The organism is Erwinia sp. E602 (assembly GCF_018141005.1).
GTDB lineage: Bacteria > Pseudomonadota > Gammaproteobacteria > Enterobacterales > Enterobacteriaceae > Erwinia.
In genome coordinates, this window is the sequence record NZ_CP046582.1 from 926,410 (window position 1) to 944,241 (window position 17,832).

The 17,832-nt window shown below is 63.6% G+C and carries 11 protein-coding genes; 10 read left to right on the forward strand and 1 reads right to left on the reverse strand.

Features of this window, described 5'->3' with window-relative positions; all coding sequences use genetic code 11:
• The first annotated feature begins 76 nt into the window (after positions 1-76).
• From lgt to recD, 10 genes are all read left to right on the forward strand, one after another.
• The gene (lgt, locus tag GKQ23_RS05590; protein WP_212409988.1) at positions 77-955 is read left to right on the forward strand and encodes a prolipoprotein diacylglyceryl transferase; all 879 of its coding nucleotides are present in this window, start codon (positions 77-79) and stop codon (positions 953-955) included.
• Positions 952-1,746, forward strand: a complete 795-nt coding sequence (gene thyA / locus GKQ23_RS05595) for a thymidylate synthase (RefSeq protein ID WP_212409989.1) — start codon at positions 952-954, stop codon at positions 1,744-1,746. The genes lgt and thyA overlap by 4 nt, the downstream gene beginning before the upstream one ends.
• Positions 1,747-1,951: 205 nt before the next feature.
• Positions 1,952-2,419 (forward strand): prepilin peptidase-dependent protein, encoded by a 468-nt coding sequence (locus GKQ23_RS05600; protein WP_212411576.1) that lies wholly within the window; start codon positions 1,952-1,954, stop codon positions 2,417-2,419.
• Between the two features lie 197 nt (positions 2,420-2,616).
• Entirely contained in the window at positions 2,617-3,171 is a 555-nt protein-coding gene (locus GKQ23_RS05605) for a prepilin peptidase-dependent protein (protein WP_212409990.1), read from the forward strand.
• A 197-nt stretch (positions 3,172-3,368) separates the two neighbouring features.
• Positions 3,369-3,923, forward strand: a complete 555-nt coding sequence (locus tag GKQ23_RS05610; RefSeq protein ID WP_249168477.1) for a DUF2509 family protein — start codon at positions 3,369-3,371, stop codon at positions 3,921-3,923.
• A gap of 49 nt (positions 3,924-3,972) precedes the next feature.
• Positions 3,973-4,377 (forward strand): prepilin-type N-terminal cleavage/methylation domain-containing protein, encoded by a 405-nt coding sequence (locus GKQ23_RS05615; RefSeq protein WP_082502260.1) that lies wholly within the window; start codon positions 3,973-3,975, stop codon positions 4,375-4,377.
• A gap of 100 nt (positions 4,378-4,477) precedes the next feature.
• Positions 4,478-7,849 (forward strand): exodeoxyribonuclease V subunit gamma, encoded by a 3,372-nt coding sequence (gene recC / locus GKQ23_RS05620; protein ID WP_212409991.1) that lies wholly within the window; start codon positions 4,478-4,480, stop codon positions 7,847-7,849.
• Between the two features lie 115 nt (positions 7,850-7,964).
• Entirely contained in the window at positions 7,965-10,850 is a 2,886-nt protein-coding gene (ptrA, locus tag GKQ23_RS05625) for a pitrilysin (RefSeq protein WP_101505314.1), read from the forward strand.
• A complete protein-coding gene (gene recB, locus GKQ23_RS05630) occupies positions 10,847-14,380 on the forward strand; it encodes an exodeoxyribonuclease V subunit beta (protein ID WP_212409992.1) in 3,534 nt (1,177 codons plus the stop codon). Before ptrA ends, recB begins: the two co-directional genes overlap by 4 nt.
• Before the next feature lie 2 nt (positions 14,381-14,382).
• Positions 14,383-16,260 carry an exodeoxyribonuclease V subunit alpha gene (recD, locus tag GKQ23_RS05635; protein WP_371820094.1) on the forward strand — a complete coding sequence of 626 codons (1,878 nt, stop codon included), beginning with the start codon at positions 14,383-14,385 and terminating at the stop codon, positions 16,258-16,260.
• A 110-nt stretch (positions 16,261-16,370) separates the two neighbouring features.
• Here the strand turns inward: recD and argA are convergent, their stop codons facing one another.
• The gene (gene argA, locus GKQ23_RS05640) at positions 16,371-17,744 is read right to left on the reverse strand and encodes an amino-acid N-acetyltransferase (RefSeq protein WP_162237176.1); all 1,374 of its coding nucleotides are present in this window, start codon (positions 17,742-17,744) and stop codon (positions 16,371-16,373) included.
• Positions 17,745-17,832 lie beyond the last annotated feature (88 nt).

A 17,832-nucleotide genomic window follows, 5' to 3' on the forward strand; every position in this document is an offset into this window, starting at 1 on the left:
GCTATGCTATGATGCGCGACTTATGCAGCCGACGATTGCGGCTGCCTGTCAGGATTGACTCAACTAATGGTGAAAGATGAATAACGGCTATCTGGCTTTCCCCCAATTCGACCCGGTGATCTTCTCCATCGGGCCGGTTTCGCTGCACTGGTACGGGCTGATGTATCTGGTGGGTTTCGTGTTCGCCATGTGGCTGGCGGTGCGCCGCGCCAATAAGCCGGGCAGCGGCTGGAAAAAAGAAGAGGTTGAAAACCTGCTGTACGCTGGTTTCCTCGGCGTGTTCCTCGGCGGACGTATCGGTTATGTGTTCTTCTATAACCTGCCTTTGTTCCTCGAAAATCCGCTCTACCTGTTCAAAGTGTGGGACGGTGGTATGTCGTTCCACGGCGGCCTGATCGGCGTGATCGTGGTAATGATGATCTTTGCCCACCGCACCAGACGTCACTTCTTCCAGGTGGCTGACTTTATGGCACCGTTGATCCCGTTCGGACTGGGTGCCGGACGCCTTGGCAACTTTATCAACGGCGAGCTGTGGGGCCGCGTCGATCCGAACCTGCCGTGGGCAATGCTGTTCCCCGGCTCGCGCAGCGAAGATATTGCGCTGGTGGCCAGCCATCCGGAATGGCAGTCGCTGCTCTCGACCTACGGCGTGCTGCCGCGCCACCCTTCACAGCTGTATGAGCTGATTCTGGAAGGGGTGGTGCTGTTTATCATCCTCAACCTGTTTATTCGTAAGTCACGCCCGATGGGCGCGGTCTCTGGCCTGTTTCTGATCGGCTACGGCGCTTTCCGCATTATCGTAGAGTTCTTCCGCCAGCCGGACCAGCAGCTTGGCCTGTTCAGCGGCATCAGCATGGGGCAGATCCTCTCCGTGCCGATGATTCTGGCAGGTGTGATTATGATTATCTGGGCGTACCGTCGTCGCCCGCAGCCCAAAATTCGTGAGGAAAAATGAAACAGTATCTGGCGTTAATGCAGCACGTGCTTGACCACGGCACACCGAAAAACGATCGCACCGGTACCGGTACGCTGTCGGTTTTCGGCCACCAGATGCGTTTCAATTTGCAGGAAGGGTTTCCGCTGGTCACCACCAAGAAGTGCCATCTGCGCTCGATTATTCATGAGCTGCTGTGGTTCCTCAACGGCGATACCAACATCGCCTACCTGAAAGAGAACAAGGTCTCGATCTGGGATGAGTGGGCGGATGAAAACGGCGACCTCGGGCCGGTGTATGGCAAGCAGTGGCGCAGCTGGGGCGCGCCGGACGGCCGCCAGATCGACCAGCTGACGAAGGTGGTTGAGCAGCTGAAATCTGACCCGGACTCGCGGCGCATTATCGTCTCTGCCTGGAACGTCGGCGAACTGGACGAGATGGCGCTGGCCCCGTGCCACGCCTTTTTCCAGTTCTACGTAGCGGATGGCAAACTCTCCTGCCAGCTGTACCAGCGCTCCTGCGATATCTTCCTCGGCCTGCCGTTCAATATCGCCAGCTATGCGCTGCTGGTGCATATGATGGCGCAGCAGTGCGATCTGCAGGTGGGGGACTTTGTCTGGACCGGTGGCGATACCCACCTCTACAGCAACCATCTGGAGCAGACGCGTCTGCAGCTGACCCGTGAACCGCGCACGCTGCCGCAGCTGATCATCAGGCGTAAACCGGACTCGCTGTTCGACTACCGCTTCGACGATTTTGAGATTGAAGGTTACGACCCGCATCCGGCGATTAAAGCCCCGGTGGCGATCTGACCCTGTTGCCCGGCGTGCTGCTTTACCGCAGCACGCCGGGCACGCTTTCCTGCCTGACTTCACCAACTTCACCAACTTCACCAACTTCTGCACTTCGCCGCAATAATCAGGCGCGTTGCTGCAACTCTTTATCTTCCGCTGAACAGCGCCCGCATCGGCGGCTTTTGCCGCTGGTATCCGCTGCCGGCAGGCGCAAACTGGCGTGATGAAAATCCTGACCGAACGTGGTTTTACCCTGCTGGAGATGATGCTGGTGCTGGCGATGGTGGCCGCGCTGAGCAGCGCGGGCTGGCACGGCTGGCAGCGCTGGCAGCAGCGTCAGCGGCTGGACGAAAGCGCCGCGCAGATCCGCCAGCTGCTGCTGCGCCTGCGCAGCGACGCCAACTGGCATAACGCCGAACGGCTGCTGTGGCTGAAGCCAGGCGCGCGCTGGTGCCTCGGCGGCGGCCCCGCCGTTGAGCGCTGTCGGCCGTCGTCACCGTGGCAGCTGTCGGCCCCCTGGCCGGAAGTGCGGCTGCCGGAACTCAGCGACGGCATGGGTTTCTACGGTAAAAACAACACCGCCTTCCCCGGCCATGTGCTGATTGCCAGCCCGGCAGGGGAGCGGCGTATTATCGTTTCCGCCCGCGGCCGGGTGCGTATCTGCGCGCAGTCCGAAGAGCGCTGCCGGTGACGGGGCAGACGGGTGCTCAGGTTCATGGACAGGCGCATGCTCTGCTTCATGGACAGAAGCAGGTTCATGGACGGATCCAGGTTCATGGACAAAGACGGGTTCATGGACAGCTACGGGTTCATGGACAAAGGCGGGTTCATAGACGGATCCAGGTTCAGTTACTCAGGTATGACGGGCAGCGTCGTCAGGTTCCGCCAGTGAAAAAGCAGCGGGCGGAGGGGTTTACTTTGCTGGAGGTGTTAATCGCTCTGGCAGTAGGCAGCGTGCTGATGCTCGGCGCCACGCGCACGCTGCCGCTGCTGGTGCAGCATACTCAGCGGCTGCTGATGCAGGCTCAGCTGCAGGAGGAGCTGCAGCAGATCGCCTGGCGGCTGGAGAAAGCCCTGCGGCGTGCCGGCTACTGTAACGGGCACTGTTCCGGCCCGGCGCTGAGCATTCGCCCGCCGCCGTCCGCCTGCCTGCTGCTGCGCTGGGATGAGAACAGTAACGGCAGGTGGGAGGGCGTCGGGCGGGACAACAGCGAGTTCTGGGGCTACCGGCTGCGCGCGGGCAATCTGGAAATGCAGCGCGGAGTGGCGAGCTGCGAGGGGCCAGGCTGGGAAAAACTGAACGACCCTCGCCAGATCGCTATCAGCCAGTTCACGATCGCGCGGCACGCGCATCAGCTCAGGCTGGTACTCAGCGCCTTCGCGGTGGCGTGGCCTGCCGTAACCTTGACGCTGGAGCAGCAGGTGAATGCGGAGAATTTGTAAAAATAACCGAGTTTGACAGGGGACTTTCTGCGATGAAGGGGGACTGTCTTCCTCAAGGGTACGGCGATCGGGAGTCACTGACGCGGGGCAGGGAGGCGTCAATAACGAGTGACGGATGACGGTGGTGAGGCCGCTATGAAGCGTACAGACGGCGTAGTGAGGGCGTCATGATGGCAACAAAAGAGGCTAGCGTCGCTATGATGGCAACGAACGAGGCTAACGTCGCCATGAGCAACGGCGGTGAACCCGGCTGGCGTCGTGGCGAAGCCGCTGCCCCGAACGGTAGCGAGACGAGGGCGATCGGCCAGCAGCGTGGCGGCGGTACGTTGCTGATGGTGGTCATTCTGCTGATGATGGGCAGCCTGCTGCTGCATGCCACCCGCCGCCAGCTCAGCGATAACCTGAGCCTGGTGGCGGGCGAAGGGCGCTATTACCGGGAGTCTGCCGCTGCTGCCTCCGCGCTGGCGTGGGGTGAGCGTCTCAACTGGCCGCAAACCGGGGGCTGGCAGTGCCAGCGGCTACAGCCGCAGGGCTGGCGCGCGTGCCTGCGCAGCGGCGAGACGCGCGCTGATAATAACGCTGAGCCACGCAGCTTACTGTACGCCGACAGCGGTGAAAGAACGCTGGCATTATGGCGCTGGCTGGGCGGAACCGCACCACGTCTGCGCCCTTTAGCCCATGGCTGGCTGGATTTTTGTCCGTTGAAAGAGAGTGGCGCCTGCCAGACACCGGCCGCGGCAGCAGGGCCTTAATATGAAACTGAAGCCTGTCATATGCAGACCACAGCAATATAGCCTGAGAATGCAGCCAGACTCTGACCTGCGCCGCGCGCATCAGCAGGGGGGCAGGCTTATACCGGAACCTGCCTCAGACCGGCCTGACCAGCAGGGTTTTAGCCTGATTGAAACATTAGTGGCGTTGCTGCTGTTTAGCCTCAGTTTCAGCGCGCTGATGCAGTATCAGCTGGCGCTGGCCGACGGGTTCCAGCGCCAGTGGCAGCAGCGCAGCGCCTGGCGCAACGCCCATCAGCTGCTGCTGGGCCAGGCTGTGCCGGGCGGCTGGCAGGGGCAGCGCCTGCAGCAGCCGGGGCCGGCGGGTTGCCAGCTGCTGACGGCGCGGGTGGTCAGCCCGGCCGGGCGGCGCGCGGAGCTGACGCAGCTGCGCTGCGCTGAGTCGCCGGGCTTCGGTTCACCCCCTGGTGGGTGAACCGGCACACCAGGCTCGCGTTGTGACATGTTCATCGCCGGCCGGACGGGGTAAAGTAGTTCCCCGGAAAAATGAAACGTCTTATAAGGGACCGTTGGTTATGTTTACCGTTTACCACTCCAATCAGCTGGACATACTGAAAACGCTGGCGTCATGGCAGATCGAAAACCAGCCGCTGCAGGATCCGCTGCGCCCGGAGGTGGTACTGGTACAGAGCCCCGGCATGGCGCAGTGGCTGCAGATGTCGCTGGCCGACGAGTTCGGCATTGCCGCCAACATTGATTTTCCGCTGCCCGCCAGCTTTATCTGGGACATGTTCGTAAGCGTGCTGCCGGGGATCCCGAAAGAGAGCGCCTTCAACAAGTCCAGCATGAGCTGGAAGCTGATGGCGATCCTGCCCGCAATGCTGGCGGACGATGCCTTTACCCCGCTGCGCCACTACCTGAGCGACGACGACGACAAGCGCAAGCTGTTCCAGCTGGCGACTAAGGTCGCCGACCTGTTTGACCAGTATCTGGTCTACCGACCGCAGTGGCTGAATCAGTGGCAGCAGGGGCAGTTAGTCGAGGGGCTGGCGGAGGCGCAGGCCTGGCAGGCGCCGCTGTGGGCGGCGCTGGTGGAGTACACCCACCAGCTGGGCCAGCCGGAATGGCACCGTGCCAACCTCTATCAGCGCTTTATTCACGCTCTGGAAAAAAGCACCACCCGTCCGGCCAACCTGCCGGATCGGGTGTTTATCTGCGGTATTTCAGCGCTGCCGCCGGTCTATCTGCAGGCGCTGCAGGCGCTGGGCCGCCACATTGATATTCACCTGCTGTTTACCAACCCCTGCCGCCACTACTGGGGCGATATTCAGGACTACGCCTTCCTGGCGAAGCTGCAGAACCGCCATCGCAAACACTATCAGCAGCAGCATGACGTGCCGCAGTTCCTCGATGGCGGCAGCGCCGCGACGCTGTTTAACCCGGCGGGTGAGCAGCAGCTGAGTAACCCGTTGCTGGCCTCGTGGGGCAAGCTGGGGCGCGATAACCTCTATCTGCTGGCGCAGATGGAGCCGAACGAAGTGGTGGCCTTCGTCGATATCGATCCGACCAATCTGCTGCAGACCATCAAGCGCGACCTGCTGGAGCTGGAAGATAACGCCGTGCTCGGGCTGGCCGCCGGGGAGTGGAACAGCAGCCGTGACAAACGCGTGCTGGCCGAAGAGGACCGCTCAATCGTTATTCACCAGTGCCACAGCGCCCAGCGTGAGGTCGAGGTGCTGCAGGACCGGCTGCTGGCGCTGATGGCGGAAGATGCCAGCCTGACGCCGCGCGACATTATCGTGATGGTAGCGGACATCGACGCCTACACGCCGTTTATTCAGGCGGTGTTTGGCAACGCGCCGCCGGAGCGCCAGCTGCCGTTTGCCATCTCCGACCGCCGCGCCAGCCAGGCGCACCCGGCGCTGCAGGCCTATCTGGCGTTGCTCAACCTGCCGGAAAGCCGGTTTACCGCCGAAGAGGTGCTGGCATTGCTGGAGGTACCGGCGGTGGCAGGGCGTTTCGCGGTAGATGAAGAGGGCCTGCGCCTGCTGCGTCACTGGGTGGCCGAGTCCGGCATCCGCTGGGGGCTGGATGATGACAGCGTACGCGAGCTGGATCTGCCCGCCACCGGCCAGCACACCTGGCACTTTGGCCTGACCCGCATGCTGCTGGGCTATGCGATGAACAGCGACGCGGGCGACTGGCAGGGGATCCTGCCTTACGATGAGTCGAGCGGGCTGATCGCCGAGCTGGCGGGTAACCTCGCTGGCCTGCTGATGCAGCTGAACCGCTGGCGACAGTGGCTGAGCGAGGCGCGCGGGCTGGACGCCTGGCTGCCGCTGTGCCGCCAGATGCTGGATGATTTCTTTGTGCGGGATGCCGATACGGAAGCGGCGCTGACGCTGATCGAGGAGCAGTGGCAGCAGGCGGTGCAGTACGGCCTGGAAGCCCGGTTTGATCAGGCGGTACCGCTGGCGCTGCTGCGCGATGAGCTGACCTCGCGGCTCGACCAGCAGCGCATCAGCCAGCGCTTCCTCGCCGGCCCGGTCAACTTCTGCACCCTGATGCCGATGCGCTCCATTCCCTTCCGCGTGGTCTGCCTGCTGGGGATGAACGACGGGGTTTATCCGCGCACCCTGCCGCCGCTCGGCTTTGACCTGATGAGCCAGCAGGGCCAAAAGGGCGACCGCAGCCGCCGTGACGATGACCGCTACCTGTTCCTGGAAGCGCTCAACTCGGCGCAGCAGCAGCTCTATATCAGCTATATCGCCCGCTCGATTCAGGATAATACGGAACGATATCCTTCGGTGCTGGTCAGTGAACTGGTGGAGTACATAAGCCAGAGCTTCTGCCTGGCGGCGGACCGCGATCGCGACGTCGACAGCAGCGCGCAGGCGGTGGTTAAACACCTGCAGCATCTGCACAGCCGGATGCCGTTTGCGGCGGAAAACTTCAGTGAAGGGTCGGAGTTTACCAGCTACGCCGCCGAGTGGCTGCCCGCCGCCAGCGCGGCCGGCAGCGCGCATCCGCCGTTTATGCAGACGCTGGAGCCGCTGGAGGAAAATACGCTGAGCTTTGAACGGCTGGTGCGTTTCTGGCGGCATCCGGTGCGGGCGTTTTTCAGCCTGCGGCTGGGCGTCAGCTTCCAGCTGGAGGAGAGCGGCCTGCCGGACGCCGAGCCGTTCGCGCTGGACGGGCTGAGCCGTTATCAGCTTAACAGCCAGCTGCTGAACAGCCTTATAGACGGCGGCGACGGCCAGCAGCTCTACCGTCGTCAGCGGGCGGCGGGCGCGCTGCCCTACGGGGCGTTCGGCGAGCTGTTGTGGCAGGAGCAGCAGCAGGAGATGAGCGATCTGGCCGCCCGGGTAAAGGATCTGCGCGCCGGGGCGGAGAACCGCGAGATCCTGCTGGAGTGCGGCGGCGTGGCGCTGACCGGCTGGCTGACCCAGGTGCAGGACAGTGGCCTGCTGCGCTGGCGGCCCGGTGTGCTCAACTACACCGACGGCCTGACGCTGTGGCTGGAACATCTGGTCTACTGCGCCAGCGGCGGCAGCGGCAGCAGCCGCATGCTTGGCCGGCTGGAGAGCGAATGGCACTTCCCGGCGATGGCGGCAGAGCAGGCGCAGCAGCAGCTTGCGGGTTATATCGCGGGTTATCAGCAGGGGCTGTGCCTGCCGCTGCTGCTGACCCGCAGCGGCGCGGCCTGGCTGGAGGCCAGCTATGACGGCAACAGCGGCACGCTGCTGCGCGATGAGGCCACGCAGAAGAAAGCCCAGGCGAAGCTGCTGGCCGCCTGGCAGGGCAATTATCAGATAGAGGGCGAGGGCAGCGACCCCTCACTGCAGCGGCTGATCCGTCAACTGGATGACGAGGCCGTGCAGCAGTTCACCGCCGCGGCCGAACGGTGGCTGCTGCCGATGCGTCAGTGGCACCAGCCGCAGCAGTAATCGTTATGCGGCGCAGAGCCGGCAGGACGTGAGAGTAAAGTTTCAGGGACAAGCAGGAGACTATCCTGTAGTGTTATTTTATAACGTTATTAGTAGCATGTGTTGAGGAGTCTGAATGCGTCGTTATGCAGTCTGGTTAGCTTGTTTTGTCTCAGTAGCTCTGTTCAGCCCGCTGAGTATGGCGGAGAACGGTTGGCAGCCCATCGCGGAAACCATTCATAAAAGCGAAAAAGATCCGCGCCAGTATCAGGCGATCCGTCTGGATAACGGCATGACCGTGCTGCTGGTGTCCGACACGCTGGCCACCAAGTCGCTGGCGGCGCTGGCGCTGCCGGTCGGCTCGCTGGAAAACCCGCGCAACCAGCAGGGGCTGGCACACTACCTTGAACATATGGTGCTGATGGGCTCCAAACGCTACCCGGAGCCGGATAACCTCGCCGAATTCCTCAAAAAGCACGGCGGTAGCCATAACGCCAGTACCGCGCCTTACCGTACCGCCTTCTATCTGGAAGTGGAAAATGACGCCCTGCAACCGGCCGCCGACCGGCTGGCGGACGCCATCGCCGAGCCGCTGCTCGACCCGGTTAACGCCGACCGCGAACGTAACGCGGTCAACGCCGAGCTGACCATGGCCCGTTCGCGTGACGGCCTGCGCATGGCGCAGGTGGGGGCGGAAACGCTTAACCCGCAGCACCCGAGCTCGCTGTTCGCCGGCGGCAACCTGGAGACGCTGCGCGATAAACCCGGCAGCAAGCTGCACGATGCGCTGCAGGATTTCTACCAGCGTTACTACTCGGCCAACCTGATGAAAGCGGTGATCTACAGCAACAAGCCGCTGGCGGAGCTGCAGAAGATTGCCGTCGCCACCTTTGGCCGCGTCGCCAGCCACAACGCTACCGTGCCGGCGATCGACGTACCGGTGGTGACCGACCAGCAGAAAGGCATTGTGATCCACTACGTGCCGGCCCAGCCGCGCAAGCAGCTGAAGATCGAATTCCGCATTGAAAATAACAGCGATAAGTTCCGCAGCAAAACCGACACGCTGATCGGCTACCTGATCGGCAACCGCAGCAAAAACACCCTGTCGGACTGGCTGCAGAGCCAGGGGCTGGCCGACTCGGTCAGCGGCGGGGCCGATCCGATGATTGACCGCAACGGCGGTATCTTCTCGATTGCCGTCTCGCTGACCGACAAAGGCCAGGCCAACCGCGATCGGGTCGTGGCGGCGGTGTTCAGCTACCTGAAGACCCTGCGCGACGGCGGCATTGATAAACGTTACTTCGATGAAGTGGCCCACGTGCTCGACCTGGACTTCCGCTACCCGTCGATTACCCGTGATATGGACTACATCGAGTGGCTGGTGGATACCATGCTGCGCGTACCGGTTGAGCACACGCTGGATGCTTCCTATATTGCCGACCGCTACGACCCGCAGGCGATTAAAGCGCGGCTGGACGGCATGACGCCGCAGAACGCACGTATCTGGTATATCAGCCCGCAGGAGCCGCACAACAAAACCGCTTACTTTGTTGACGCCCCTTATCAGGTGGACAAAATCAGCGCGAAGACCTTCAGCCAGTGGCAGGCGGAAAGCGACAAAATCACTTTGTCGCTGCCGGTGCTCAACCCCTACATTCCCGATGATTTCAGCCTGATTAAACCGGCGCACGGCTACGATCGCCCGCAGGAGCTGGTCAACAAGCCGGGGCTGCGGGTGTTCTACATGCCCAGCCAGTACTACGCCGATGAGCCGAAGGCCAGCATCACCCTGTCGCTGCGCAATGAGCAGGCGATGAACAGCGCGCAGAACCAGGTGCTGTTTGCCCTCAATGATTATCTGGCCGGCGTGGCGCTGGATGAACTGAGCTCACAGGCGTCGGTGGGCGGCATCAGCTTCTCGACCGGTGAAAATGACGGGGTGACCTTCAGCGCCAGCGGCTTTACCCAGCGCCTGCCGAAGCTGATGAACCAGCTGATTGCCGGCTACACCCGTTTCACGCCTACCGGGCAGCAGCTGGAGCAGGCTAAATCCTGGTATATCGAGCGGCTGGACGCCGCCGAAAAGGGCAAAGCGTTTGAGCTGGCGATCCAGCCTGCGCAGCTGCTGTCGCGCCTGCCGTACACCCAGCGCAGTGAACGCCGTAAGATTGTGCCAACCGTTACGCTGCAGCAGCTGGCGGACTACCGCAAAATGCTGCTGGAAAAAGCCGCCCCGGAACTGCTGGTGGTGGGCAACATGACCCCGGAAGCGGTCACCACGCTGGCCGATGAGGTGAAAAATCAGCTCAACTGTTCCGGTGAGCGCTGGTGGCACAACAACGAAGTGGTGGTGGACCAGCTTAAGCGGGCCAATCTGGAAAAAGCCGGCAGCAGCACCGACTCCGCGCTGGCGGCAGTCTACGTGCCGACCGGCTATGGCGAGCATCAGAGCATGGCCAGCAGCGCGCTGCTCAGCCAGATTATTCAGCCGTGGTTCTACAACCAGCTGCGCACCGAAGAGCAGCTGGGCTATGCGGTATTCGCCTTCCAGATGCCGGTCGGCCGCCAGTGGGGGATCGGTTTCCTGCTGCAGAGCAACGTCAAACAGCCGGCATACCTGTTAACCCGTTTCCAGGCGTTCTACCCGACGGCGGAAAAACGGCTGCGTGAAATGAAAAAAGAGGACTTCGCCCAGTATCAGGCGGCGATGATCAACGAGCTGAAACAGCGCCCGCAGACGCTGGATGAAGAGGCCGGGCGCTTCAGCAAGGATTTCAGCCGGGAAAATTACCGTTTTGACACCCGTGAGAAGGTGATTGCCCAGGTGCAACAGCTGACGCCTGCCGCTCTGGCCGACTTCTTCCACCAGGCGGTAATCGCCCCGAACGGCCTGGCGCTGCTGTCGCAGATCTCCGGCAGCCATCACGGCAAAGCGGACTACGCGGTGGCACCGGGCTGGACCACCTGGAAAGATCTGTCGACGCTGCAGCAGTCGTTCCCGGTGATTCAGGATAAGCCATGAGCCAGCCCGCCAGCCCGCTGCAACCGTTAAGCCTGCCGCTGCGAGGTGAACGGCTGATTGAAGCCTCTGCAGGCACCGGTAAAACCTTTACCATCGGGCTGCTCTATCTGCGCCTGCTGCTGGGGCTGGGCGGAGACGCGGCGTACGGGCGGCCGCTGACCGTGGAGGAGATTCTGGTGGTGACCTTTACCGAGGCCGCCACCGCCGAACTGCGCGGGCGCATCCGCGCCAATATCCACGAACTGCGCATCGCCTGCGTGCGCGGCGACAGCGCCAACCCGATGCTGCGCGAGCTGATGGCGGGCGTCGCCGATCTGTCGCAGGCGGCGGCAATGCTGCTGGCCGCCGAGCGGCAGATGGATGACGCCGGCATTTTCACCATTCACGGCTTCTGCCAGCGTATGCTTAATCTGAACGCCTTTGAGTCCGGCATGATGTTTGAGCAGCAGCTGATCGAAGATGAAACGCCGCTGCGCCGTCGCGCGGCGGCCGACTTCTGGCGTCGCCACTGCTATCCGCTGCCGCTGCCGGTGGCCGCCGCGGTGCGCGAGCTGTGGTCCGGGCCGGACGCGCTGCTGAAAACGCTGTCGCCATGGCTGAACGGTGAAGCACCGACTCTGCGCTCGGCGCCGCACCCGGATGAAACGCTGGAGCAGCGGCACCAGCAGATTATCAGCCGCATTGCGGCGATCAAGGCGGCGTGGCTGGCGGCGGGCGATCTGCAGGCGCTGATTGAGGCTTCCGGCGTTGACCGGCGCAGCTACAGTAGTAAGCACTTACCTGCGTGGCTGGAAAAAATCACCTTGTGGGCGCAAAGCGATACTCTCGACTATGCGGTGCCGAAAGATCTCGAGCGCTTCGGCCAGCAGATGCTTAGCGACAAGACTAAAAAAGGCGAAGCGCCGCGCCACGCGCTGTTTGCGCAGATCGACGACTTCCTCGCGCAGCCGCGCACGCTGGAAGACCTGCTGATTGCCCGCGCGCTGAGCGACATTCGCCGCATCACCCAGCAGGAAAAACGCCTGCACGCGCAGCTCGGCTTTGACGATCTGCTCGGGCGCTTTGACGCCGCGCTGCAGCAGCCCGCCGGTGAGGCGCTGGCCGCCGCCGTCCGGCAGCGCTATCCGGTGGCGCTGATCGATGAGTTTCAGGACACCGACCCGCAGCAGTACCGCATCTTTCACCGGCTGTACGTTCGCCAGCCGGAGAGCGCGCTGCTGCTGATCGGCGATCCGAAGCAGGCTATCTACGCCTTTCGCGGCGCCGACATCTTTACCTATATGCGCGCCCGCACCGAAGTTAGCGCCCACTACACGCTGCAGACCAACTGGCGATCCTCGCCGGCGATGGTCAGTAGCGTCAATCAGCTGTTTGCGCGCCTGCCACAGCCGTTTCTGTTTAACGAAATCCCGTTTATCGCGGTCAGCGCGGCGGAACCCAATCAGCGGCTGAGCTTCACCGTTGACGGCGTGGAGCAGCCGGCGCTGAAGCTGTGGCTGCAGCCCGGCGAAGGCGTCGGGGTCAGCGACTATCAGCAGGCGATGGCCCGCTGCTGCGCCGCTGAAATCAGCCAGTGGCTGGCGGCGGGCCAGCAGGGGCTGGCGCTGATCGGCAAAACCGGCAGCCAGCAGCCGCTGCGGGCGTCGGATATTACCATTCTGGTGCGCAGCCGTGGCGAAGCCGCGGTGATGCGCGATGCGCTACAGCGGCTGGCGATCCCGTCGGTGTATCTGTCGAACCGCGACAGCGTGTTTACCTCGAACGAAGCGCGTGAGCTGCTGTGGCTGCTGCAGGCGGTGCTGAACCCGGAGCAGGAGCGCACGCTGCGCACCGCGCTGGCCAGCAGCCTGTTTGGTTTCGATGCGCTGACGCTGGACCAGCTGGGCCGCGACGAACGCGCCTGGGATCGGCTGGTGGACGAGTTTGACCACTATCGCCAGCGCTGGCTGAAGCGTGGGGTGCTGCCGATGCTGCGTGAGCTGATGCTGAAGCGGCAGATGGCCGAGAATCTGCTGGCTTCGGAGGGCGGTGAACGCCGGCTGACCGACCTGCTGCACCTCGGCGAGCTGCTGCAGGAGGCGGCGGCCGGGCTCGACAGCGAACACGCGCTGGTACGCTGGCTGGCGCAGCAGCTGGAGCAGCCCGACGGCCAGGTGGCGAATCAGCAGCTGCGGCTGGAGAGCGACCGCCATCTGGTGCAGATTGTTACCATCCATAAATCCAAAGGGCTGCAGTATCCGCTGGTGTGGCTGCCGTTTGTCGCCAACTTCCGCGAGGCCGACAGCGCCGTTTACCATGACCGGCAGACCTTTGCCGCGCTGCTCGACCTGCAGCCGGACGAGGAGAGCGCAGCGCTGGCCGAGCAGGAGCGGCTGGCCGAAGATCTGCGCCTGCTGTACGTGGCGCTGACGCGGTCGGTGTATCACTGCAGCGTCGGGGTGGCCCCGCTGGTAAAGGGAACGCGTAAAAAAGAGGGGGCCAGCGATCTGCACCGCAGCGCGCTGGGCTGGCTGTTACAGCGTGGGGAAGCGGCGGATGCCGCCACGCTGCAGGCGCTGCTGGCGGCGATGCAGTGTGAGCATACCGCGCTGGCTGACGCTGCGGGCAGCGACGCACCGCGCTTCCAGCCGGAAGCTGAAGCGCCGGAAAACCTGCGCTGCCTGCCGCTGCCGCGTGCCTTACGCGACGACTGGCGGGTGACCAGCTACTCCGGCCTGCAGCAGCACGGTGCGGCGCAGACGCTGGATCTGCTGCCGCGGTTTGACGTCGATGCGGTCGGCGAAGCGCAGCCGGAGAGCGCCCGGCAGCTGACGCCGCACAGCTTCCCGCGCGGTGCGGCACCCGGCACTTTCCTGCACGGCCTGTTTGAGGCGATCGACTTCACCGCCCCGCTGGATGACGTCTGGCTGCTGGAGCAGCTGCAGGGCCAGGGGCTGAGCGAGGAGTGGCTGCCGGTGATGCGCGACTGGCTGAGCCGCATTCTGCAGACCCCGTTAAATGAGAGCGGGGTCAGCCTGAATCAGCTGTCGCCGGAAGCCTGCCGCGTTGAGCTGCAGTTCTACCTGCCGATCTCCAGGCTGCTTACCGCCGGCGCGCTCGATGCGCTGGTGCGTCAGGATCCGCTGTCGGCCGGGACGCCGCCGCTGGAGTTTCACCAGGTGCAGGGCATGCTGAAGGGCTTTATCGACCTGGTGTTCTGCTGGCAGGGCAAATACTACCTGCTGGACTACAAATCTAACTGGCTGGGTGAGGACCAGAGCGCCTACACCCAGCCGGCTATGGCCCAGGCGATGCAGTCGCACCGTTACGATCTGCAGTATCAGCTCTATACCCTGGCGCTGCACCGCTACCTGCGCCACCGCCTGCCGGACTATGACTACCGGCAGCACTTTGGCGGGGTGATTTATCTGTTCCTGCGTGGGCTGGACGGCGAAGAGGGCAGCCACGGCATCTTCACCGCCCGCCCTGAGCTGAGCTTTGTTGAGGCGCTGGACCAGCTGTTCCGTGGCGATGAGGAGACGGCACGATGAGCATGGCCGACCTGTTAGATCTGGCCTGCCGCCAGCGCCTGCTGCGCGCGCTGGACGTGCAGTTTGCCCGCATGCTGGCCGACGACAGCCGACCGGCGCTGATGCTGGCGGCGGCGCTGGTCAGTCGCGATGCCGGCGAAGGGCACGTCTGCCTGCCGCTGGCGCAGCTGCGGCCCGCCGCGCTGTTTGACGGGCGGCACCCGCAGCTGGCGCAGGAGTTATGCCTGGCGGCGGGGGAGCCTGCCGACTGGCAGGCGCTGCTGCTGGCCGAGACGGCGGTGGGTGACGGCGGCGATGCCACGCCGCTGGTGCTGCACAACGAACGCCTCTACCTGCACCGTATGTGGCAGAGCGAAGGTGACGTGGCGCGCTTTATCCAGCGCCAGCAGCACTGGGCCGTGGATGAAGCGGCGCTTGGCCGCACGCTGGACCGCTACTTTGGCCGCGAGCCGGGCGACTGGCAGAAAATCGCCGCCGCGGTGGCGCTGACCCGCCAGGTGTCGGTGATCTCCGGCGGGCCGGGCACCGGTAAAACCACCACCGTGGCGCGGGTGCTGGCCAGCCTGATCGAGCTGTCCCCCGCCGGCCTGCGCATTGAGCTGGCCGCGCCGACCGGCAAAGCGGCCGCGCGGCTGACCGAGTCGCTGGGCAAAACCCTGCAGGCGCTGGAACTGGAGCCAGCGGTGCGCCAGCGTTTTCCGGCCGAAGCCACCACCCTGCACCGGCTGCTCGGCGCGCTGCCGGGCAGCCAGCGCATGCGCTACCACGCCGGCAACCGGCTGCACCTTGACGTGCTGGTGGTGGATGAGGCCTCAATGGTTGACCTGCCGATGCTGGCGCACCTGATAGCCGCGCTGCCGCCGCAGGCGCGGGTGATTTTCCTCGGCGACCGCGATCAGCTCGCCTCGGTGGAGGCCGGCGCGGTGCTCGGCGATATCTGCCGCTGCGCCGAACAGGGCTACAGCCCGCAGCGCGCCGCCGAACTGAGCCGTATCACCGGCTGTGAGGTGCAGGGCGTGGAAGACCCTCTCGCCTCGCCGGTGCGCGATATGATCTGCCTGCTGCGCACCAGCTACCGCTTTACCGCCGGCTCGGGGATTGGCCAGCTGGCGCGGGCGGTGAACGCCGGGGATGCCGCCGGGGCGGGCCGGGTGTTCACCGCCGGGCTGAGCGATATCCGCCTGCAGCCTCTGAACGATGCGCAGCACTACCAGCAGCTGCTGGCCGACTGCGTGGCCGGCTATCGCGGCTATCTGCAGCTGCTGGCCGCCGGAGCCGCGCCGGGCGAGGTGCTGGCGGCCTTCTCGCGCTTTCAGCTGCTGTGTGCGCTGCGCGAGGGGCCGTTTGGCGTCTCCGGCCTCAACGAGCGCATTGAGGCGTCGCTGGCGCGCGCCGGGCTGATCCACCGCAACCTGGCGGCCAACGGCCGCTGGTACGTCGGGCGGCCGGTGATGATCGCCCGCAACGATCGTGCGCTGGGGCTGTTTAACGGCGATATCGGCATCGCGATGCGCAACGCGGAACAGGAGCTGAAGGTGTTCTTCCCGCTGCCGGACGGCAGCATCAAGCCGGTACAGCCCAGCCGCCTGCCGCCCAACGAGACGGCTTATGCCATGACCGTGCATAAATCGCAGGGCTCGGAGTTTGAACACACGCTGATGGTACTGCCGGGGCAGATGACGCCGGTACTGACCCGCGAACTGGTCTATACCGCCATCACCCGTGCGAAGCAGCAGCTGACGCTGTACAGCGACGCTGCGGTATTTAACGCGGCGGTGAAGGTGCGCACGCAGCGGCGTAGCGGGCTGGTAGAGCGGCTGAATACGCTGGTGCCGGAAACGATAGCGCTGGCAACTGACGGGCACGATGAATCGGCGTAATGGCTGATGGCTGATAGCTGATGGCGGAGCGTTGAGTGTGTTAGCCGATCAGAAGTCCGCGGCCCGGTATTTACCGGGCCGCGGGTTGCAGGCGTAGTGCTGCGGTGGCGTCAGCTCTGGCGGATATGCTCGCTGTTTTCGCGCAGGTCGACCATCAGCACCTTGGAGCGGCGCTGGTAGTTATACAGCTGCTTTTTGCTTTCCGGCAGCAGTTCGACGTCAACCGGCTTGAAGCCGCGCTCCTGGAACCAGTGGATGCTGCGGGTGGTCAGCACGAACAGCTTTTTCAGCCCCATCTGCCGCGCCTGCAGCGCCACGCGCTCCAGCAGCGCTTCACCGCGCGACGAGCTGCGGTAATCCGGATGCACCGCCACGCAGGCCATCTCGCCGATCTTCTCTTCCGGGAAGGTATAGAGCGCGGCGCAGCCGATGGTCAGGTTATCGCGTTCGATAATGGTGAACTTGTCGATCTCCATCTCCAGCTGTTCCCGCGAGCGGCGCACCAGGATCCCCTGCTGCTCCAGCGGGCGGATCAGCTCCAGAATGCCGCCGATGTCGTTAATGGTGGCGCGGCGGATCTGCTCGGCGCTCTCCATCACGATCTGGGTACCGATACCGTCGCGTGAGAACAGCTCCTGCAGCAGCGAGCCGTCCTCCTGGTAGCTGATCAGATGGCTGCGGCGCACGCCGCTGCGGCAGGCCTTCACCGCGCCGCGCAGGAAGCGCACGGTGCCGGAGTGGTAGTCATCGTCGTTTTCCAGCTCGTCGATGCGCTGCTGCGCCTCGTTAGGGAACAGCTCGGAAACGATCCGCCCTTCGCGGTTGGTGACGCCCTGCTCGGAGCAGAAGCCGATCAGCTTCTCGGCCTTCAGCTTGATCGCCAGCTGGGTGGCCACCTCTTCGGAGGTCAGGTTAAAGCTTTCACCGGTCACCGATACCGCCACCGGCCCCAGCAGCACGATCGCGCCGCTGTCGAGCTGACGGTGGATCGCCTCTTCATCGATGCGACGAATGCGGCCGCTGTGGCAGTAATCGACGCCGTCGTCGACGCCCAGCGGCTGGGCGATGATAAAGTTACCGCTGATCACATTAATATGCGCGCCCTGCAGCGGCGTATTGCTCAGGCTCATCGACAGGCGGGCGGTAATATCCAGCTGCAGCCGGCCGGCGGCCTGCTTGACCAGCTCCAGCGACTGCGCGTCGGTGACGCGGGTATATTTGTGATAAACAGGCTCAAGATGGCGCTCGGAAAGGCTGGCATCGATCTGCGGGCGGGCACCGTAAACCACCACCAGACGGATGCCGAGACTGTGCAGCAGGCCGATATCGTTGACGATGCTGGAGAAGTTCTCATGCTCAATGGCTTCGCCACTCAGCATAATGACAAACGTCTTACCACGGTGGGCGTTAATGTAGGGAACGGTATGACGAAAACCCTGAACCAGCTCGGTACTGCGTTCCTTCACGGCAAACCCTCTTTGCATGATTATTCGGTAAATATGTATTTTTATTCTTTTATGGGGTCGGGTGCAAGCGACATTTTTCCTTAATTATCACCCGTTACCGTGAAAC